Origin of the sequence: Rectinema subterraneum (assembly GCA_009768935.1) — a bacterium.
In the GTDB taxonomy this organism is placed as follows: domain Bacteria; phylum Spirochaetota; class Spirochaetia; order Treponematales; family Rectinemataceae; genus Rectinema; species Rectinema subterraneum.
Genome location: WESA01000046.1, coordinates 1 through 20,973 on the forward strand (window position 1 = coordinate 1; position 20,973 = coordinate 20,973).

Below are 20,973 nucleotides of genomic sequence, written 5' to 3' on the forward strand. Positions count from 1 at the left end.
ATCGGGTAAAGCCACTGGCCGCTTCACATAGTAGGCTAACGAGAAGGTTTGGGAAGAGAAGGTCCTGTGGCAGGCGGCACACTGGTAGCGTTGGACGCGGCCAAAGGCCTTGGTGGTATAGAAGCCCTTGGGCTTCGCCCAAGCGAAATCTGGTGCGTTACTGTGCCAGACACAGTGAGGATTCGGGCAGAAAGGGAAGGATTGCATCGGCATCTACCTCCATAGAGAGTGGTGAGTCTTCTCATAGAGGTAGACGCGAGAATGCGAATGCTTACTTCAACTCTGGCACAAGGTTGGGAGCACTACCCTCTAATTCCACCTGCTGCACAATCTTGTCCATGCCAATTACCAAATCGGGCGGGTCGATATTCACAATCCGCACACCGCGCGCCGCCTTTCCCATCTGGCGGACTGCAGAAACATTCAGCTTGATTGTCTTGCCCATCGAAGTAATGACCATCACTTCGTCTTCTTCTCGCACTGTGATGGCCTTTATCACCTCGCCAGATGATTCATCCGGCTCGTAAATTATCTGCCCTCGTGTACCCCTGGAGTGCGGCGTGAAAAGATCGTATTTCACCCGCTTTCCGTAGCCGTTTTGGGTAATAATGAGCATCGACTCTTCGCTGTCGACCCTGAGCATGGCTGCAAGTTCGTCCTCTTCCTGCAGAGTGAGCCCGCGCACCCCTCGCGCGGTACGTCCCATCTGCCGGACCTGCGATTCTTGCATGCGCAGCGCCAATCCTTTGCGCGAAATCAACATGACTTCGTCCGTGCCACCGGTAAGAATCGCTGAAACCAGCCTGTCGCCATCATCGAGCGAAATCCCGATGATACCCCGCGTTTTCGCATTGGCAAATTCTTTTGTGGCTACTTTTTTGACTACGCCCTTGAGCGTTCCCATCAAAATGTACTGCTTATCCGAAAAATCGCTGAAATCGACAACCGCGGTAATCTCTTCATCCTGCGAAATAGCAAGTAAAGACCGGATATGACTGCCCCTCGCCTGCCGGCTTGCTTCCGGTATCTCCAGCGCCTTGAGCCAGTATGCTTTGCCCCAGCTCGAAATAAAGAGAAGATAATCGTGGGTGTTTGCGATAAACAATTGCTGCAAGAAGTCATCCTCAAGCAGCGATGTGGAATTCGAGCCCTTGCCGCCCCTACCTTGCGATCGGTACTGATTGACCGAAATGCGCTTTATGAATCCCTTATTGGATATAAGGATAACCATTTCTTCCGGTTTGATGAGATCTTCGATATTGATCTGTTCGACCTGGTTCGGCACGATCTCCGTTCTGCGCTCGTCGCCGTACTTTTCAGCAAGCTCGTGGATCTCTTTCTTGATGACGGCGTGAATCGCTGCTGAATCTGCAAGCAGCGCTCTCAGATACTCGATGCGCGCTTCTGTTTCTTTCAATTCGGCGAGCAACTTTTCAGTTTCCAAGCTGGTGAGGCGCCCCAGGCGCATATCGACAATAGCCTGCGCCTGCGCATCGCTGAGGCCAAATCGCTCTCGCAAATTAGTCTTTGCGGTATCGACATTTCGACTTGCTTTGATGATTGCGACGACTTCATCGATATTCTGGAGGGCAATTACGAGGCCACGCAGGATGTGGGCTCGTTCTTCAGCCTTTTTAAGCTCGTATTGCGAGCGCCGCGTGACAACCTCGAACCGATGCTGCACATAGTATGTAATCAATTCCTTGAGGTTAAGGCATTTGGGAGCACCGTTGACCAGCGCAAGATTGATCACGCCGAAGGTGCTCTGCAATGGCGTATGAATGAACAGCTGGTTGAGCACAATCTTCGTAATGGCGCCTTTTTTGAGCTCGAGTACAATACGGATGCCGTCCCGGTCGCTTTCGTCGCGTAAATCAGAAATGCCATCGATCTGTTTGTCCCGAACAAGTTCAGCGATACGCGTCACAAGAGTAGTTTTGTTCAAGGCATAAGGGATTTCGGTGAACACAATCTGCTCGCGGCCGCTTTTCATGGTTTCGATGATAAAGCGCCCGCGCACCGTCAGTCTTCCTCGCCCTGTGGCATAGGCATCGCGGATACCCTGCATGCCATAGATAATGCCCCCGGTCGGGAAGTCGGGCCCTTTTACATAATTCATTAAATCATCGATACTTATGTCTGGATTTTCAATGTATGCTTCGATCGCTTGCGCGACTTCCCGCAAGTTATGAGGCGGCATGTTCGTGGCCATACCGACTGCGATGCCGCTCGAACCATTGATGAGCAGATTCGGAATCGCCGAAGGCAGTACGCTTGGCTCCTTGAGGCTCTCGTCATAGTTCGGCACGAAATCGACAGTCTCTTTGTCGAGGTCCGCGAGCATTTCTTCGCCGATTTTCGAGAGTTTGGCTTCTGTGTAGCGGCTTGCTGCGGGAGGATCTCCATCGATTGAGCCAAAATTTCCCTGTCCTTGCACAAGCGGATAGCGCAGCGAAAAATCCTGCGCCATGCGTACGAGCGCGTCATACAGAGACAAGTCGCCATGCGGGTGATATTTACCCATGGCATCGCCAGTAATGCGTGCGCTTTTCTTGGTTGGCGCATTGTTCCGCAACCCGAGCTCTTCCATCGCAAAGAGGAGCCGGCGATGCACGGGTTTGAGTCCATCGCGCACATCCGGCAGGGCTCGCGACACGATGACCGACATTGCGTAATTGAGATATGAAGTCTTTACTTCTTCTTCAATAGGAATTTGTATGATATTGCCGCTTTCCGACATCATTTTCCGCCTTTACACATCGAGATTCGACACAGCGAGAGCATTTTCCTCTATAAAAAGCCTTCTCGGCTCTACCTGCTCGCCCATAAGCGTCACAAACATCTCTTCAGCGAGAACCGCATCTTCCATGGTTATGCGTTTGATCATCCTGCGCTCGGGATCCATGGTGGTCTCCCATAGCTGCTCGGGATTCATCTCGCCCAAGCCTTTGTACCGCTGCACGGCAATTTTTGAAGAGTCTTTGTTAATTTCTGACAGAATATGATCTTTCTCTTCATCGCTGTAGGCATAGCGCACTTCTTTGTCGTATACGATACGGTACAGCGGAGGCATCGCGAGGTAGACATGGCCATGCTCGATGAGCTCGGTCATATAGCGATAGAAGAACGTGAGAAGCAGTGTCCGGATGTGTGAGCCGTCGACATCGGCATCCGCCATGATGATGACTTTATGATAGCGCAGCTTCGAAACATCAAAATCCTCGCCGATGCTGGTGCCAAGGCTCGCGATAATGGGCTGAAGCTTGTCGTTTCCGATTACCCTGTCGAGACGGGCTTTTTCGACATTGAGCATCTTGCCCCACAGCGGAAGAATAGCCTGGAACACTCTGTTGCGACCCATTTTGGCCGAGCCGCCTGCAGAATCGCCCTCGACAATGAAGAGCTCACACTTTGTGGGGTCTTTTTCCTGGCAATCGGCAAGCTTGCCGGGCAGGCTCGAAGCCTCGAGCAGACTCTTGCGCCGGGTGAGCTCGCGCGCCTGACGCGCTGCGATTCGAGCCCTTGCCGCCATTGTGCATTTATCCAGAATAATATTGATCACATCAGGATTTTTCTGGAAATACAGATCGAGCTGGTCGGCCAGAAAGCTTTCTACAATGCCCTTAACTTCGCTGTTGCCGAGTTTGCCCTTGGTCTGGCCCTCGAACTGAGGTTCCTGAACCTTGACCGACAATACGGCAGTGAGGCCTTCGCGCACGTCGTCGCCAGAAAGATTTTCTTCTAATTTCTTATTATACTTAGACTTCTTGAAAAAGTCGTTGATGACTTTCGTGAGGGCATTACGGAATCCAACGAGGTGTGTGCCGCCTTCGCGCGTGTTGATGCCATTTACATAGGAGAACATCGTTTCATTGTAGCCGTCGTTGTACTGGATTCCTGTTTCAATTTCCACATCGTCGCGCGTTCCGGAAAAATATATTACTTCTCGGTGAATTGCGGATTTATTCTTGTTGAGGTATTCGACGAATTCCCGCAAGCCGCCTTCGAAGTGGAATTCGATGCGCTTTGGCTGCGCAAGGCGCTCGTCCAGAAGGCTTATTTTTATTCCTTTGTTGAGGAAAGCAAGCTCTCGAAGCCTGTTACTCAATATATCAAAAGAATATACTGTTTCTTCGAAAATCTCGGGATCTGCCTGGAATCGAACAATGGTGCCCCGTTTGTCTGTTTCGCCGATCTGTACAACCGGCTTTTCGGGAATGCCGCGCAAGTATTTTTGATAGTACACCTTGCCGCCTGTGTGGACATACACCTCGAGCCAGGTAGACAGCGCATTGACAACCGAAACGCCGACGCCATGCAAGCCGCCGGAAACCTTGTAGTTCTTTTTATCGAACTTGCCGCCGGCATGAAGCCGGGTCATGACAAGTTCAAGCGCAGAAATGCCTTCTGTCGGGTGAATATCGACCGGTATTCCGCGGCCGTCATCTTCAACCCGTACGATATCCTGCTTCTCGAGCGCTACGACAACATTGTCGCAATACCCCTCCAAAGCCTCGTCTATCGAGTTATCGACCACTTCATAGACGAGATGGTGCAAACCCTCGATGCCCGTCGATCCGATATACATGCCAGGCCGTCTTCTGACCGCTTCGAGGCCTTTGAGCACTTGGATGGTGCTTGCAGAATAATTGTTTACTGTTGATTCCATAATGGTCCTGAATGAAAAAACAGGGAAAAGATATAAGATTAGGGATTAAAATCTCTATTGTTATCATATCAGATTGCGACGTTTGAGTAAAGCGAAGCGAAAGGAAACCCAAATCCAGCCCCGGTGGAAAGACTTGTGGAAAACTTGTGGATAAAATGTTGCAATGCTGTGAGCTTTTTGGCAAAAAAACATCGTAATTCTTTTTCGATAAAGGCTGTGCTGCAGCAAATATTAATTTTTTATCAATTTCCGGATGAAAATTGTTGAAAATTTGTCAACTTTTATGCTGTTTCCTATACATGCCATCAAATTTTTCCGAAAATCGACTTCCTCGCATCTTGCGCTACGCTGGGCATCGGGTGTATAGGGAAATTGTATCTTCTTGTGGATAACTTGTGGAAATAATGTAAAAGATTGGGAGTTCCTCGGGAATGATCGACGAAAGCAATGAAACTGTTTGGCAAAAAGCTCTCGAAATCGCCAAATCTCAAGTTCCGGAATCTGAATTCATTATGTGGTTCAGATTAGGGTACCTTGGGTTCGAGAACGGCACAATTCTTCTTCGTGCAAACAATACCTTCCTTCGCGATCAGTTCATGCGAAAATATGGCGATTTCATGAGAGAGATCCTCTCGTCGATTTTGGGCATGCAGGTAAACCTCTCGGTGGAAGCGCAACCGTCAGCCATCGAACAGCGCCTTCCTTTGCAAAAAGCCGCCGCAACTTCGCTGAACAGCTCAGCAAAAAAGGCTGAAAAGCCAAACCCGCAACAAGCAGCATCTCCGGTCGAAACCAGCATTTCCGATGAGGAAACCTCAAACAATTCCTCCTACCCCGCCTATTCTCGGCACACCCAGGAGTCGAGAACAGCCAACCTTCAGCCGCGCTATACATTCGAAAGCTTTGTGGTTGGCGAAAACAGCAATTTCGCGTTCAACGCAGCGGCCGCCGTCGCGGAGATACCCGGAACGTCATATAATCCCCTTCTCATCTACGGAGGCGTTGGCCTTGGCAAAACGCACCTCATGCACGCTATCGGAAACAGAATCGCCGAGCGCCATCCTGAATTGCGCATTATCTGCGTCACCGCTGAAGATTTTACCAACGAATTCATAAAAACCATCCATGACCGTACAACCAACGAATTCAAGAATAAATATCGCAACATCGATGTGCTCCTTATCGACGATATCCACTTTTTCCAGAGCAAGCATGGCGTTCAAGAAGAACTTTTTCACACATTCAACGCGCTCTATGACTCAGGCAAACAACTTGTATTCACCTGCGACCGCCCGGCCTCAGAGCTCAAGGATTTTTCCGAGAGACTGAAAAGTCGCTTTATGATGGGCCTGAAAACAGACCTCACCACCCCTGGCTTTGAAACAAGAGCAGCAATCATCAGAAAGAAACTCGAGCTCTACAAGCGAACCTTCTCGGAAGATGTCATCAATTTGATCGCCAAAAGCATCGAAACTAATGTACGCGATCTGGATTCCTGCATTCACCAGATTATCGCATATTCAGATCTAATCAATGTAGAACCTACCTACGATATTGCCCAGAATATTATCAAACAGCTGACGAATGCCTTCAAACCTGCCGCAATCAATGTCTCGTCTATAATCAAAACTGTCGCCGATTACTATAAATTGTCCATCTCCGACCTCAAAGGCAAAAAGCGCAGCAAAAACATAGCGCTCGCCCGCCAGGTAGCCATGTACATCATCCGCGAGACTACCGACTATTCCACAACAGAAATCGGCTCAGAATTCAATGGCCGCGATCATACTACCGTTATGCATTCCTGCCAAAAAATCGAAGATCTTATCAAGTTTGACTCGATATTTGCCTCGGCAATGAATCGGCTTATCCAGGACTGTAAGGAAAACTCTTCTACTTAGCGCGAGGTTTGCCGGAGCTCCAGGGCTTTTGTTGTCTTTCGGTTGCAAACCTGTGGATAACTTCTATGTTCCTGTGGAAAAGTGCCAGCCCTGTGGAAAACCTGCACTTAAGAACATACTTTTAAACAAGTTTTGCACACTTTTAATTCTTTATTTATGAACGTTTTAAATTAGTTTTCAACATTTGCGCCTTGCTTACTATTATTATTACTGTCTTATATATTAATAGAATCCGTAACAAGAGAACCAGCAAAAACGGTTGAAAAGTGCATGCCTATATCTTTTTACGCAAAAGCCTGTTTATTTTTATCGAACGAGCTGATACTATAAAGCATCTGATTGGAGGAGCCTTCCTATGAAATTTATCTGCGATCGGGATACCTTTTCCAGAGAGATTGCGATTGCTCAAGACATCATCGCGTCCAAGAACGCATTTTCAATCATGTCAAATGTGTATCTTGAAACGACAGATTCGAAGCTCATTATTCGCGCAACAGATGCCAAAGTAGGCTTTGAAACTGAAATACCGGTTTCGGATTCCGAACCTGGGTCGCTTACGGTATTTTGCGACAAGCTTATGGCGATCACAAATTCGATTCCTGAAGGCGACATGCTGTTTGAACAGCGCGAATCAAGTGTCGAAATCCGCCCTCTTTCAAAGAAAGTCCGTTTTCAGCTAAAGACAATCGCAGGCGACAAATTCCCTGAGCTCCCGCGCATTGAAGAGAACCAGTACTTCATTCTTCAGGCACATGACCTGCGAAAAATGATCAGTCAGACAATTTTCTCTGTATCGAATGACGAAACGCGCTTTTTCATGAACGGCGTATTTATGGAAAAACTGCCTGATGATGTAGTTGCTATGGTATCGACTGATGGTCGCCGCTTGGCTTTTATCTCTACGCCAGTAGGAAATATCCCTGATTTTGCAAGTGCGATCATTCCGCCGAAGGCACTCTCGGTGCTTATGAAACGCGCTCCGGATGAAGGTCAGATACTCGTGGCTGTCAATGAAAAAAATATATTTTTTCGCTTCGGAAACTATCAGCTTTCCAGCTTTCTGATTGAAGGAAAATTCCCAAATTATCAGAAAGTCATTCCGCATGATCAACGAAACCATTTTATTGTATCGAAAGATGATCTGCAGGCTGCGCTGCGGCGCGTTTCGCTTTTTGTCGAAAAATCCAACAAGGTTATCCTCAATGTTTCGAGTAAGGGGCTCGTACTGGAGTCTGAAGAAACAGAACTGGGCGCAGCCAGAGAAGAACTGCCCTGCGAATATGAGGGCGAGGATGTGGTGATTCTCTTGAGCAATCGTTACTTAGAGGATCCTCTTAAAGTGTTGGATACGGACAAGCTGGCTATCGAGTTTACGGATCCATCGCGCGCGATTACGCTCCGGCCTGAACCGGCTGCGAACTATTTCCATATCATTATGCCGATGCAGCAGCCATAAATGGCATTCGAACAGATACGAATCGCCCGCTTCAGAAACATAGAGGAAACCGAATTGGAGCTGGGCGCCGGAAACATCTTCCTTCTCGGCGAAAACGGGCAAGGAAAAACCAATTTTCTCGAAGCGCTCTATTGCCTCAGTTATGGAAATTCATTCCGAACACATCAAGATCGCGAGCTGCCCATGCATGGAAGCCCGGAGTTTTTGCTTCGTGCTCAGTGGCGGGAAATCAATTCGCCTGCTCAGGAGCAGATCAGCATCCGATATTCGATAGAAGGGCGCAAGGAAATCCGCATCAACGACAAACTGCTTTCCGATCGCAAGGAACTTGTTGCCCACAATCCTGCAGTTGTCTTTTGCCACGAGGATCTGGCGTTTGCGGCGGGCGTGCCGGAAGAACGGCGTTTTTTCTTCGATCAGTGCGCTGGAATGCTGTGGCTGGACTATATCGACCTGCTTCGTTTCTATCGAAGAGTACTCAAACATAGAAATATTGCGCTAAAAACCGACACATTCAGCATCCTCGACACGCTCGATGAGCAGCTCGCGCAGTATGGCCATGAAATCATGGCCTATCGCAAGCGACTTTCGCAGCTCTTCATTGCGCGTTTTCCACAGATGTACGAGCTGGTATCGCAATTGGGGACAGAGGTTTCAATACGGTATTCACCGAGCTGGCCCCTCGATTCTTCTAAAGAAGAAATAATGGCCTTGCTTGCAGAATACCGGACCAAGGACATCGAAGCAGCAACCAGTCTTAGCGGACCGCATCGTGACCGGTGGATTTTTACCAGGGAAGGGCGCAATTTTGCCGCGTTTGCGTCGACAGGCCAGCTTCGCCTTGCTTCCTTGATTCTGCGCATTGTGCAGGTACACCTGTATGCGGAACTTTCGGCCGCGGAAGTGCGCTGTTATCCGGTTCTTCTGCTGGATGATGTGCTTCTTGAGCTTGATGTGGCGAAACGGCGGCGCTTTTTTTCGCTGTTGCCGGCGAAAGATGCCGGGGCACAGGCTGTTTTCACTTTTCTGCCTGAAGAACCATGGCGCGAATACGCAGACGAGAGTACAATTGTATACAGGGTGAGCAATGGACGATTTTCGCGTGAAGAAAGCCGGTGAAATTCTTTCGCGGTTTTTCGATGAAAAAACGCTGCGGTCCGCAACGCAGTTCGAGTCTTTCCGCGCTTCGTGGAAAAACATCGTAGGCCAGCGCCTTGCTGACCATTCAAAGCCGAAAAGCATCCTGCGCCGGACGCTGCTCATTTCTGCGGACCATGCCGGCTGGATCCAGCTTCTGCAAATCGATCAGGAGCGCATTCTCCAGCGCATAGCGAAGAATTTTCCCGAACTGGAAATCACAAGCCTTGCGTTTACGGTCGAGGAAGCAGCATCTGAAGCAAAGCAGAGCCCGCAGGTGCAGTCGCCGCTGGTAGAATCTTTGCCGTCGCAGCCAGAGCCCGATGCCGCGCATGCGCGCAAAGCGTCCAAAGCCGCGCTGCCCGCGCCCCTCAAAGAAATTTTTGCTCGCTTGCAGCGGCCAAGAGGCGATTGACCAAAAGTGGTTTTGCGTTCTATACTCCACCGCCCGACTATGCAATTTTCCGGCTGCAGCGCGAAATAGAAAGTGTTCCAATGCAGCCGTTATGACAAGGAGATTGAATCATGAAGCGCACCTATCAGCCGAGCCGAACGAAACGGAACAGAAAATTCGGTTTCCGTGCCCGCATGAAAACAAAAGGCGGACGTCTTATTCTAAAAAGAAGGAGAGCAAAAGGAAGAATCAAGCTCTCTGTCGCCGATGAGAAGAAGAAGTACTGAGAGATCTGATCCCGAACAAGAGGGAGAACAGTATGATCGAAGCTTTCCAAGGCATCTGCGTGTTCGGAAAGCGAGCGAAATCGATCTGATTTTCAAGGATGGAGCCCGGTTTTCCTGCAAAGGAATGCGTATGCAGGTCCTTTATAAAGGCGAGCAGGAAAGCCGGGCAGCATTTATTGCGGTGCGTTCTTTTTCCGGTGCGGTAGCGCGAAACAGAGCAAAACGGCTTGCGCGCGAGTCCTGGCGGCTTCTGCGCCATTCCGTCAAGTCTGGCTTTGATATCGTATTCGTGCTCTACCCCGGATTTGCGGCACTTTCTGATTGCCGCAGCGCGATGCAGTATCTGCTACACAAGGCGGATTTGCTGCGATGAATATTGTAAACAAGATTCTGTCTTTTCCTCTGCTGGTTGCGATTCGCATTTACCAGCTGGTCATTTCGCCGCTGTTTCCGCCATCTTGCAGGTTCTATCCGACCTGTTCATCCTATTCATATCAGGCGATCAGAAAATATGGCCCATTCAAAGGGCTTGTGCTTTCGTTCAAACGCGTGATTCGCTGTCATCCAGGAAATCCAGGAGGCTTTGACCCAGTACCATGAGCAATATATTCGAACAAGAACCCTCTTCCAAAGAAGATCGCCGCCGCACAATAATTGCGGTTGTCCTTTCTACAGTCATTGTGAGCGCTGGCTTTATGGTGCAGAATGCGCTGTTTCCACCTGCGACGCAGCAGAGCACGGCAACGCAAACGCCCGCCCAGGGGACAGAGCTCCCTGCGCAGAATACTAGCGCGCCCGCGGTAGCAGTGCCCTCGCCTATTCCGGTTAAAACCGCAAGCAGCTCGTCGATTCCTGTTCCCGCAGCGGAACGCACCTATATCATCGAGACAGATGTGATGAGTGCGACCCTGACAAATGCGGGGGGCGAAATTGTCTCTCTGACCTTGAAAAACCATAGAGACAAGAGCGGTGCGGTTGATTTGATCGTTCGCGGCTCATCGGGCGCGAACGGATTATCGCTTTCTTTCGGGTCTGCAACCGCGCCGGTGCGCGAGCTCATGAATGCGCAGTGGTTGGACGAGAGCAAGACCGCGATTGAGTTCTCGCGCATGTTTGAAGCGCCATTGGCAGGTAGCGATCAGAAAGTGCCTTTTGTGCTCAAACGAGCGTATTCCTTCAAGAAAGGCGAGTACTTGTTTGCGCTTGGCATCAGTATCGAGCAACCTGACGGGAAGCCGATAGCCTTGGGTGCGAACGGGATTGCATACCGGCTGGATCTGGGCCCGCAAATAGGCCCGCGCTTCGATCAGCTACCCAAAAATGCCGATTACCGCAAATACATCGCAGAAATAGATGGCAAAAAGAAATCTGAGCAGCCAAAGGCGAATACGCCGACCGTGATTGCGCCAAGCGCGAGCTGGCTCGCCATGTCGGGCAAATACTTTACCTTTATAGCGGTTCCAAAGGCGCCGATGTCGGGGTACGAAATCGAGACAGCCCAGGATCCGCTGATCAAGCAGACGAATACGATTTCGCTGCTGCGTACTTCGTTTTCGGGCGTGTCCGCTACCGATACCTATTACTTCTATTTTGGCCCCAAGACTTCGGCTGAACTCGGGAAATATGAATATGCTGACAAGAACGGGTTTGGCCTGGCGAGCCTCAAGCTGGAAGATGCCATGGAAGGATCGGGAATGCTGGGCTGGCTCGAGAATTTTCTCAAATTCCTCCTTAATTTCTTCTATAAACTCATTCCGAACTATGGCATCGCGATTATCCTGGTGACGGTACTCATCAAAGCGCTGTTCTATCCCCTTACAAAGAAAAGTTCGATGTCCACCGCACGGATGGCAGAGCTTCAGCCCAAAATCCAGGAGCTGCAGGCGAAGTACAAAGGCAATCCGCAGAAGCTCAACCAGGAAATGGCCGAGCTCTACAAGCGCGAAAACTATAACCCGATGTCCGGCTGCCTGCCTTTGCTCATCCAGTTCCCGCTTTTCATCGCCATGTACAACCTGTTCAACAACCATTTCGATCTTCGCGGAGCCATGTTCATCGGCGGCTGGATAAACGACCTCTCTTTGCCGGAAAGTATCATCAATTTCGGTAATTTCAGGCTTCCAATAGTCGGTTGGAATGATTTAAGGGCCTTGCCCATCATATATCTGTTTAGCCAGCTTTTGTATGGCAAGTTCACCCAGTCTCCCCAAAGTGCCCAAAGCAACAGCCAGCAGGCCAGCCAGATGAAATTGATGATGTATGGCATGCCGATTATGTTCTTTTTCATCCTGTACGATGTGCCATCGGGGCTTCTCATTTACTGGATCACGAACAACGTGCTCACTATCCTCCAGCAGATCGTTATCAACGATCTTATGAAGAAGCACAAACTCGCCCGTGCAGAAGCTGCCACAAGTACCGGGGGAGGCCCCGTAAGTGCAGGAACTGGCGAAACCTCTTCCCGCACAGCGGGGAACGCCCCGAAACCCGCTGCTTCAAAGCTCACAAGCGGGAAAAAGGCAGCCGTCGACGCCAAAGCAAGGCCGGTCGGCCGTGCCGGTTCCAAAGAAGGCTTCTCTGAAAAAGTGACAAAATGGCTCGAAAACAAGGCCGGGAAAACCGAAAAGGGCAATAAACGAGGAGCGTCCGGCAAATCCGGGCCCAATTCAGGCTCGGGATCCGCAAAAGGCAGTCCCAAAAAGAAAAAATAATTGAATCTTTCTACGAGGAGCGATCCAGATGATATATGAGTTTGAAGGAAAGACCGAGCGCGAAGCGATTGAGCTTGCTGCTCAGGAGCTCGGTCTCGATACCAGTTCGTTCGATGTCGAGATCATCGAAAACCAAAGCGGAGGTTTGTTCAAAAAAGGGAAGGTGCGCATTCGCGTGCATACAAAAGATGCACCTCGGCAGGCGCAGCAGGATGCGCCGGAGGAAAAGAGCGAAAAGCAGGAGCGGCACGATGTGGAGCCGATTCCCATGGATGATTTCGAGCGGAAGATGGTGGAATGGACAAAGAAAGTCATAGAGCACATGGGTTATTCTTCGGACGTGTCAGTGGCCTTTAGGGAGCCTAAAAAGCTGGGACTGCGCATCGATACGGAGTCCGCATCGATCCTAATCGGCAAAAAGGGCCGGAATATCGATGCTTTGCAGCTGCTCGCTAATGTCTATGCCGGCACGCTCGGGCATAACGACATGAAAATCGTGCTCGATTCGGAGAATTACCGCCTGCGAAGAGAAGAAGCGCTTGTCAGAATCGCCTACGAAACAGCAGAAGAAGTGCGACGCAGCGGGAGATCCGTTTTGCTTGAGCCCATGAATCCGTTCGAGCGGCGCATCATTCACACAACGCTCAACGATATCATCGATATCGAGACAAAGAGCGAGGGCGAAGGCCTTATGAAGCAGGTTCGCGTAATGCTGAAGGGGCGCAAATAAGCGCTTGGATAAGCTGATTCTCGGGCCTTTTAAAGGCGCTGCTGACCATAGGCCGGTGGCGCTTTTTTGTTTTGCAAGCGCCATTCGTTGCATTTGCCTGCAAATTATCGCCGCGCGCCCTTCGATTCAATAAAAATTTATCTTATTATTGTGCGACAAATACTTATGCACTTTTCGCCTTGACCATACGCAAAAACTGATGGTAATATGGGGCGGTTTTGTTATAATTTTCCAGCATATTGCATCGAATGCGAAGAAGCTGGTCTTCTCCGCTGAATCAGCGCTAATCTTCAAAGGAGACCTTTCCACTATGTCAATCAGGACATTCAAAGGCGGCGCACATCCGCCCGAGAGAAAGGACCGCTCAGGGGGAAAGCCGATCGAACGGCTGACTTCGGTACCACAAGTAGTGATACCCGTCAACCAGCATTTTGGCGCCCCGATCCAGCCTCTCGTCAAGGTCGGTGAGTTTGTGAAAGCAGGGCAAAAGATTGCGGATGCAGAAGGCCGCATGACCGTGCCGTTGCATGCATCGGTAGCGGGCGTAGTCAAAAAGATCGAGCCGCGCATGCAATCGAACAACACCGAAGGCCTGTGCATTGTAATCGAGCCAAAAGATCCTCCCGAAGGGGAATCCGCGCAGGATTTCATGCCGCCTCTGGATCCATTTGCATGCACCAAAGAAGAGGCCCTCGCCCGAATTCGTGCCGCAGGCATAGTGGGAATGGGCGGCGCAGGATTCCCTGCGCACGTAAAGCTTGCTCCGACAAAGCCAATTTCATATGTCATTGCGAATGCTGCGGAATGTGAGCCATACCTCACCATAGACGAGCGCACGCTCATCGAAACACCGGAAAAAATCGTCGACGGCGTCGCAATCGTCATGAAAACCGTCAATGCCCCTGAAGGCGTCATTGCTATAGAAGAGAACAAGAAGCACGCGATTCCGTATGTGCAGAAAGCAATAGACCAGAGTCCGCAGGTGAAAGCGGGCATGAAGATCCGCATCCAGGAGCTCAAGACAAAGTATCCGCAGGGCGGTGAAAAAATGCTCATCACGGCAATCACCGGCAAACAGGTACCATCTGGCGGACTTCCTATGGATGTCGGCTGCGTGGTATCGAATGTTGGAACGCTCTGTGCAATCGTTGATGCCTTCCGCGAAGGCAAGCCGCTCATCGAGCGGGGATTCACCGTGACTGGCGGCGCATGCAAAACACCGAAAAACCTCGTGGCGCCGATTGGCACCCTCATTTCCGACTTGGTCAAAGCCAATGTTGTCGAGACAGACGAAGAATCGCTCGCAAAAGTGATTTTCGGCGGACCCATGATGGGCGTCGCTGTGCCGAGCTATGAAATTCCTGTGCAGAAAAATACTTCCGGCGTGTTACTCATGAGCAAGGAAGAAGCGATGCAGTACGAAGAGGAGACCTGCATCCGCTGCGGGCGCTGTATTCGGGCATGTCCGACTGCGGTGTCCCCTGCTCTGCTCGCAATTGCAATCGAAAGCGGAAACTATGCAGAAGCGGAAAAAATCGGCCTTCTGGACTGCATCGAATGTGGCAGCTGCTCATTTGTGTGCCCGGCGCACCGACACCTTGTCCAGAGATTCAGAGTTGGCAAGCAGGTTCTGCGCGCGCTGAAACAGAAGGAGGCCCAGAATGTCCGATAGAAAACTGCTCCTTTCGTCGAGCCCCCACGTATTTTCGCCGGTCGATACGCCGCGCATCATGCTGTCGGTGGTTATTGCGCTCATGCCGGCGACAGCATACGGCATTTATCTGTACGGTCTGCCAGCTTTGGGCGTTGTGGTAACGTCGATTGCGGCTGCGGTTGTCTCAGAATTTTTGTTCCGGAAGCTGATTAAAGCCAGCATGACGGTTGGCGACTTTTCCGCCGTGGTCAGCGGGCTTTTGCTGGCGCTCATTCTTCCGCCATCGACGCCGCTGTGGATGGTGGCGCTGGGCGCGATTTTCGCGATTGTAATCGCAAAGGAATTCTTTGGAGGACTTGGAGCGAATCCATTCAACCCAGCGCTCATTGGGCGCGCATTTTTGCTTATGAGCTTTCCGGCGGCAATTACAAGTTGGAGCATGCCGAAAGGTTTGGGGCTCCCGGCTGATGCGCTCAGTGCAGCAACCCCGCTGAACTTGCTGAAACAAGGCAATGCGCTTGCTGATGTGGCGAAATATTTTGGAGCGAGCGATACAGGCGCGTTCTACCGCCAGTTGTTCATGGGCTATCGATCAGGCTCAATCGGCGAAAGCTCGATTCTGCTTGTATTGCTGGGCGGGCTTTTCCTGCTGGGAATCGGGGTGATTCAGTGGATCGTGCCGGTTTCGGTGCTCGCGTCGACCTTCGTGTTCTCTTGGCTGCTCGGAATGGATCCAGTTCTGGGCCTTCTGACCGGCGGAATCGTATTTGGCGCATTCTTTATGGCGACAGACTATGCGACGAGGCCGCTTACACCATACGGGCAAGCAATTTTCGGCATCGGCATAGGGCTCATTACCGTGCTTATCCGCAAATTCGGCGGCTACCCGGAAGGTGTGACCTATGCAATTCTGATAATGAATATTCTAACACCTTTCCTCAATAAGCTGCGAGTGAAAAAATACGGCTTCGTGCCTCCTCCCAAGCCTGCCAAGCCTTCAAAGGAGGCGACAAAATGAAAAAAGATATGGTAAAGCTTGGCATTACACTTGCTCTGTTCGCTTCTGTCGCCTGTGCATGCCTTGCAGTAGTGTACGCCTTTACAAAAGAGAATATCGAAATGCAGGCTGAAAAACAGTTCAATGCATCGATGCAGGAGCTTTTCCCTCAAGCGAATGCTTTCGATAAGATCCAAGACCTCGCTTCGAGTGATCCAAACATAAAATTCGAAACAGCATATGAAGTAAAGAATGGTACGATACCGCTCGGCCTTGCGATAAAGGCGGCCGGCCCCAGTTATGGCGGTACTGCAACATTGCTTGTTGCAGTGGATTTGCATCGCAGTATCGCCGGTGTTGAGGTTATGGAACTTAAAGACACGCCGGGTCTTGGAATGAATGCTTCAAATCCAAGCTATTATGTCGATAAAGCAAAAAAGACAACATTTGTCGGCCAGTTTGCGGGAAAATTCCTCACCGATCCGTTCGAGGTAAAGAAAGATGTTGTCGCCATCACTGCCGCAACCATTACTTCCAGATCGCTGACAAAAATCATAAAAGCCGCAGGTGACGCAGCGATTGCCTATATGGATCAGAAAATGGCTGCCCCGCCGGCCGACTCCAATGCTTCGCAACAACAGAATTCGCAGCCGCAGGGTATACAGCCCAAGGCGGGAGGCAAATGACAATGAAAAAGCTTTATAAGGTTTTTCGGCAGGGTCTTATATTCGAAAATCCTCTGCTCATGCTCATGATCGGCCTGTGCTCTGCCATTGCGGTCACTACAAGCGTTTCGAATGGCATCGGCATGGGCCTCGCCATGACTTTCGTGCTTCTTTTCTCCGAGGTCATTATTTCGCTGTTCCGCAAGCTCATACCTTCGGCGATCCGGATTCCGATATTCATCATTGTTATTGCAGCGTTTACGACAATGGTCGATCTTGTGATGAAAGCGTACTTCCCTGACCTTTCGAAGAGCATGGGCGTTTTTATTCCGCTTATCGTCGTCAACTGCATCATAATGGGGCGCGTCGAAGCCTTTGCTTCGAAACAAAATCTGGTTTCAGTCATTGCGGATTCGTTGGGGATGGGGCTTGGATATACATGGGTTTTGATTGGCCTTGCTGCGGTGAGGGAGCTCCTTGGTAACGGAACTCTGGCAGGCATTCAGATTATGCCATCCTCGTACCAGCCAATTCTCTTCTTCATTCTGCCGCCGGGTGGGTTCTTTGTGTTCAGCTTGTTTATAGCCTTCAATATCTGGCTGAAGAAAAAAATGGAAGCATCGCAGCGGACAAAAGAACTTGCTGCCAAGAAGGAGGCTGCATAATGGACCTCATGAAAATATTTCTGCTGGCATTGCTGGTAAACAATATCGTTGTCATGCGATTTCTTGCGCTTTGTTCCTATATCGGCATGACGAGCGATGTCGGCCAATCCGTTGGCATGGGCTTTGCGGTAACCTTCGTGACAGTACTTGCTACAGCAGCAACATGGCCCATTTATAACTACATACTTGTGCCGCTCAATCTGACCTTCTTGCAGATTCTCATCTTCATCCTGGTGATTGCGAGTCTGGTTCAGCTCGTCGAGTTCTACCTCAAGAAGAATGTGCCAGGCCTGTATTCGGCGATGGGTATTTATCTTCCACTCATTACGACGAATTGCGCAATTCTGGCGGTGACCTTCGAGAACATTTCTTTCAAGTACAATTTCATTGAGTCAATTGCGTATTCGGTCGGCGTATCGCTCGGCTATCTTCTCGCAATGGTCTTGCTGGCAGGCATCCGCGACAGGATGAAAACGAGCCCGGTTCCGAAATTTCTGCAGGGAACGCCCATTCTTTTCATGGCGACCGCATTGATCGGCATTGCGTTCATGGGCTTCTCGGGCCTGATAAAATAAAAGGACCATGATATGGTTGGAACAATTCTTATAACCTTCGGATTTTCTGCTGTCCTTGCACTAGTGCTTGGTGTTGCTCTGGGCTTTTTCCGCGAGAAATTCAAAGTAGAGCGGGATCCAAAAATCGATGAAGTGCGAGAAGCGTTGCCTGGCGCGAACTGCGGAGCTTGCGGCTACCCTGGATGCGATGGTTATTCAGAGGCAGTGGCAACTGGAAGGGCGCCGACTACAAAATGCTCGGTGGGTGGCTCAGCCACAGCAGAGGCGCTTGCGAAAATAATGGGCGTTGAAGGAGGTGCGGCAGAAGACAAAGTCGCCGTTCTTCTCTGCCAGGGCGCAATCGATAAAACAGTAAGCAAGGGCGAATACAATGGCATTCAGACATGCCGTGCGGCCAAGCTTTCCACAGGCAGCATAAAAACCTGCTCATGGAGCTGCCAGGGATTTGGCGACTGCGTGAATGTATGCAAATTCGATGCGCTTGCGATGGGAGAGGATGGCCTGCCGCATGTCAACTATGACAATTGCACTGGTTGTGGGCTGTGCGTTGAGGAATGCCCGCAGAAGATCCTTACGCTTGTGCCGCGCGATCGCGTGGGCTCGATTGTACTGTGTTCGAACAGGAGCACGGTTAAAGCGAGCGTTATTAAAACCTGCAAGGTCGGCTGCATCAAATGCGAACTCTGCGTCAAATCCTGCCCGGAAGGCGCCATTACCATGGTGAATGGCATTCCTGTTACCGATTATGCCAAGTGCACATCCTGCGGCATCTGTGTCGAAAAGTGCCCGACCAAGTGCTACAAAATGCTCGAGATCGATGTCTTTGGCACAAAAAAGCTCGTGCCGCTGATGGAGCAGGCGCAGGCTTGAGGCTGGCTGGCTAAAAAATATGGCCTCGCGGCGGGCTCGGATTCAAACCTGCTGAACGCTTTGATTAAGTAGAAAAGAGTAGGGCGCCGCATTTGCGAATTGATGTGGCGCCAAATGGATTCGTTATGCAAAGGGGCTGTCTGAAAGAGGGCAGCTCTTTTTGTTTTTCAATATTTCACCGACCTCAGTCTGAATCCTATAGAAAAACTGACACAGGCATTCATGTCAGCAACTGCATTGTCCGGCTGCCCTGCAAGAGGTACATAATGGTTATAGCGAAGCTCAGCGTAGATACCGAAGCGCTGGGCGCCCGAAGAGAAGAGCAACGGAGACCAGCGAATGCCGCCTGTCGCAATAACGTGCACAGGGCTTCCAAATGTCAGCGCTGGCCCTGCAAAAAGCGAAAAACCTGAAATCTGCCCAATGTCGAGCTCAGCGGGAACTCTCACCACGCCAAGGTACCTGTCCCAGGCGATACCAAGGCGAATACCTGCAGCAAAATTATTCGCTATTGGCAAAGAGAATTCTCCCCAGCCATTGAAAGAGCGCAACGACACAAAAGGCGAGCTCAAGAGCGAATCAAGATGGCCAAGACCAACCCCTCCTCCCCATTCTGCAGCGATACCTGAAAGAGCGGAAGCGGGCAGAGCACGGCCGGCAAAGAGAAACCGATGCTTCCATCCTGCTTCACTCAGCGAACTCTTGATAACCCCTTTTGGGCTGCCCGAACTCGCTGCGTGGATGAAGATGCCTTCGCCGATATAGATGCCGACATGATCGGCTTTGGAGAGAAAGGCGGCATTTTGAGGGACAGAGGTTTGACTGGGGACAGAGGTTGCGGTCACGCTCGCCTCCAAATCGAAGAACACAAGATCGCCAGGCACAAGGTCCTGCCGCGGAATGACAAGGACCCACTTTGAAAGATCGCGTACTGTGCGCGGTACTTTGATGCCCGTCGCTTCCAAAAATGCGGCATAGACAAGGCCCGAGCAATCGATGCCGCTTTTTGTTTCGCCGCCCAGGCGATACGGCGCCCCCAAGAAGGATTCCGCAGCTTTGATCACAGCCTGGCGGGAATCAGCGGAGGCTCTTCCAAGCAGAGGCGGGGCGGTCACGGCACTATACGCGGGAAGAACGGCCAGCGCAGACCAGAGCGCCGCAATAGCGACAATGCGCGCAGCGATGAAACGCGCGGCAATAATGTGCGCAACCGAAATGCTCTTAACCGCTCCAATGCTCCGACCGCGGGCTCCCCCTCGCAGAAACTTCATAGTATTATTATCGGAAAGTACTTGCATGAAAATGAAATATTTTAGTCGACCAATTGGTCGCGACTTGAGCTGCATGGTTTGGCACAATATGCTGCGCTCTCAGCAACCTGGAGATAAGGGAAACAAGCAGCGCAAAAAAGGCGCTCGCTATCTTTCGCAAGAGCCTGCCCAGATTATTGCTTCACTCTTCTACGGTCTTGCCTTTTTCAATCAAGTACAATATATTGTACGTAAGAGGAGTGTGCTATGGATGCCGTTTCTTATTCTGATCTTCGCCAGAACCTTAAATCCTACATGGATAAAGTCTACAAAGATCATGATCCACTAATCATTACTCGTAAAAACAACGAAAACCTTGTTCTTCTCTCTATTGATGAATACAACAGTCTCATGGAGACAACCTACCTCTTGAGCAATGACGCGAATGCCGAACATTTGAAGAAATCTATCGCTCAATATACAGCAGGCAACGTCAGTAAGAGGGAGCTATTGAACGATGAATAAGCTCTTCACCGATGAAGCTTGGAAAGATTATATCTATTGGCATGAGACTGATAAGAAACAACTCAAAAAGATCAATGATTTGACAAAAGAAATAGATCGAATGCCGTTTGAAGGGACAGGCAAGCCGGAAGCCTTAAAACAAAACTTACAAGGATTTTGGTCACGAAGAATCGATCATGAACACAGGATTGTGTATAAAGTAGAAGAGAATCAGGTCATATTTATATCGTTTAGATATCACTATAGCAAATAATATTTCACAAAAAGAAATAAGGTGTATGTGCTATAATCTGATCTGACACTCAAGGAAAGGAGTGGAGGATTGTATGACACTGCATCAGAAGATCGTGAAGCCGGGAGAAGAAGGTTTGCGGGAGATCAGCAAATAAATGTCACAGTCGGTGATAAACTTCCGGTTTTAGTCTGAACTAACCCCATTTAAGTAGACACATTATTAGATTCTATAGAGCTAGTATACAACATTTTA

At 50.1% G+C, this 20,973-nt stretch carries 20 protein-coding genes and 1 pseudogene; 17 read left to right on the plus strand and 4 right to left on the minus strand.

All coding sequences use genetic code 11. The annotated features are described in order from the left end of the window. The 3 genes and pseudogenes from GAP13_RS13120 to gyrB form a co-directional block, all read right to left on the minus strand. Positions 1-207, minus strand: a pseudogene (locus GAP13_RS13120) (hypothetical protein); the annotation flags it as partial. A 64-nt stretch (positions 208-271) separates the two neighbouring features. Continuing rightward, positions 272-2,743 (minus strand): DNA topoisomerase (ATP-hydrolyzing) subunit A, encoded by a 2,472-nt coding sequence (gene gyrA, locus GAP13_RS10480; protein WP_371709945.1) that lies wholly within the window; start codon positions 2,741-2,743, stop codon positions 272-274. A 9-nt stretch (positions 2,744-2,752) separates the two neighbouring features. Next, positions 2,753-4,669 carry a DNA topoisomerase (ATP-hydrolyzing) subunit B gene (gene gyrB / locus GAP13_RS10485; protein ID WP_158908269.1) on the minus strand — a complete coding sequence of 639 codons (1,917 nt, stop codon included), beginning with the start codon at positions 4,667-4,669 and terminating at the stop codon, positions 2,753-2,755. Positions 4,670-5,100: 431 nt separating this feature from the next. Here gyrB and dnaA point away from each other — a divergent pair, with 431 nt between their 5' ends. The 15 genes from dnaA (at position 5,101) to GAP13_RS10560 (ending at position 18,711) form a co-directional block, all read left to right on the plus strand. After that, positions 5,101-6,570 (plus strand): chromosomal replication initiator protein DnaA, encoded by a 1,470-nt coding sequence (dnaA, locus tag GAP13_RS10490; RefSeq protein ID WP_158908270.1) that lies wholly within the window; start codon positions 5,101-5,103, stop codon positions 6,568-6,570. A 355-nt stretch (positions 6,571-6,925) separates the two neighbouring features. Further along, entirely contained in the window at positions 6,926-8,026 is a 1,101-nt protein-coding gene (dnaN, locus tag GAP13_RS10495) for a DNA polymerase III subunit beta (protein ID WP_158908271.1), read from the plus strand. Continuing rightward, positions 8,027-9,145 (plus strand): DNA replication/repair protein RecF, encoded by a 1,119-nt coding sequence (gene recF, locus GAP13_RS10500; RefSeq protein ID WP_158908272.1) that lies wholly within the window; start codon positions 8,027-8,029, stop codon positions 9,143-9,145. Further along, a complete protein-coding gene (locus tag GAP13_RS10505; protein ID WP_158908273.1) occupies positions 9,114-9,578 on the plus strand; it encodes a DciA family protein in 465 nt (154 codons plus the stop codon). Before recF ends, GAP13_RS10505 begins: the two co-directional genes overlap by 32 nt. A gap of 110 nt (positions 9,579-9,688) precedes the next feature. After that, complete coding sequence (gene rpmH, locus GAP13_RS10510) at positions 9,689-9,844, plus strand: 50S ribosomal protein L34 (protein WP_158908274.1); 156 nt, start codon at positions 9,689-9,691, stop codon at positions 9,842-9,844. After that, entirely contained in the window at positions 9,825-10,217 is a 393-nt protein-coding gene (rnpA, locus tag GAP13_RS10515; RefSeq protein ID WP_158908275.1) for a ribonuclease P protein component, read from the plus strand. The genes rpmH and rnpA overlap by 20 nt, the downstream gene beginning before the upstream one ends. Further along, positions 10,214-10,444 carry a membrane protein insertion efficiency factor YidD gene (gene yidD, locus GAP13_RS10520; RefSeq protein ID WP_158908276.1) on the plus strand — a complete coding sequence of 77 codons (231 nt, stop codon included), beginning with the start codon at positions 10,214-10,216 and terminating at the stop codon, positions 10,442-10,444. Before rnpA ends, yidD begins: the two co-directional genes overlap by 4 nt. Next, a complete protein-coding gene (yidC, locus tag GAP13_RS10525; RefSeq protein ID WP_158908277.1) occupies positions 10,441-12,555 on the plus strand; it encodes a membrane protein insertase YidC in 2,115 nt (704 codons plus the stop codon). Before yidD ends, yidC begins: the two co-directional genes overlap by 4 nt. 28 nt (positions 12,556-12,583) lie before the next feature. Next, positions 12,584-13,285, plus strand: coding sequence for an RNA-binding cell elongation regulator Jag/EloR (gene jag / locus GAP13_RS10530; protein ID WP_158908278.1), 702 nt, complete (start codon positions 12,584-12,586; stop codon positions 13,283-13,285). 310 nt (positions 13,286-13,595) lie between these two features. Then, positions 13,596-14,957 (plus strand): electron transport complex subunit RsxC, encoded by a 1,362-nt coding sequence (gene rsxC, locus GAP13_RS10535; protein ID WP_158908279.1) that lies wholly within the window; start codon positions 13,596-13,598, stop codon positions 14,955-14,957. Then, positions 14,947-15,957 carry an RnfABCDGE type electron transport complex subunit D gene (locus GAP13_RS10540; protein ID WP_158908280.1) on the plus strand — a complete coding sequence of 337 codons (1,011 nt, stop codon included), beginning with the start codon at positions 14,947-14,949 and terminating at the stop codon, positions 15,955-15,957. Before rsxC ends, GAP13_RS10540 begins: the two co-directional genes overlap by 11 nt. Next, on the plus strand, positions 15,954-16,622 hold the full coding sequence (locus tag GAP13_RS10545) for an RnfABCDGE type electron transport complex subunit G (protein ID WP_158908281.1): 669 nt from the start codon (positions 15,954-15,956) through the stop codon (positions 16,620-16,622). Before GAP13_RS10540 ends, GAP13_RS10545 begins: the two co-directional genes overlap by 4 nt. A gap of 2 nt (positions 16,623-16,624) precedes the next feature. After that, positions 16,625-17,266, plus strand: coding sequence for an electron transport complex subunit RsxE (rsxE, locus tag GAP13_RS10550; RefSeq protein ID WP_158908282.1), 642 nt, complete (start codon positions 16,625-16,627; stop codon positions 17,264-17,266). Continuing rightward, positions 17,266-17,841, plus strand: a complete 576-nt coding sequence (locus GAP13_RS10555; protein ID WP_158908283.1) for an electron transport complex protein RnfA — start codon at positions 17,266-17,268, stop codon at positions 17,839-17,841. Before rsxE ends, GAP13_RS10555 begins: the two co-directional genes overlap by 1 nt. Before the next feature lie 12 nt (positions 17,842-17,853). After that, positions 17,854-18,711, plus strand: a complete 858-nt coding sequence (locus GAP13_RS10560; RefSeq protein ID WP_158908284.1) for an RnfABCDGE type electron transport complex subunit B — start codon at positions 17,854-17,856, stop codon at positions 18,709-18,711. A gap of 167 nt (positions 18,712-18,878) precedes the next feature. On the opposite strand, the gene GAP13_RS10565 is transcribed toward GAP13_RS10560, so the two are convergent. Next, a complete protein-coding gene (locus tag GAP13_RS10565) occupies positions 18,879-19,982 on the minus strand; it encodes a C40 family peptidase (RefSeq protein ID WP_158908285.1) in 1,104 nt (367 codons plus the stop codon). Positions 19,983-20,228: 246 nt separating this feature from the next. Between GAP13_RS10565 and GAP13_RS10570 the strand changes: the two genes are divergently transcribed. Next, the gene (locus tag GAP13_RS10570; protein ID WP_158908286.1) at positions 20,229-20,486 is read left to right on the plus strand and encodes a type II toxin-antitoxin system Phd/YefM family antitoxin; all 258 of its coding nucleotides are present in this window, start codon (positions 20,229-20,231) and stop codon (positions 20,484-20,486) included. Beyond that, positions 20,479-20,739, plus strand: a complete 261-nt coding sequence (locus GAP13_RS10575; protein WP_158908287.1) for a Txe/YoeB family addiction module toxin — start codon at positions 20,479-20,481, stop codon at positions 20,737-20,739. The genes GAP13_RS10570 and GAP13_RS10575 overlap by 8 nt, the downstream gene beginning before the upstream one ends. Positions 20,740-20,973 lie beyond the last annotated feature (234 nt).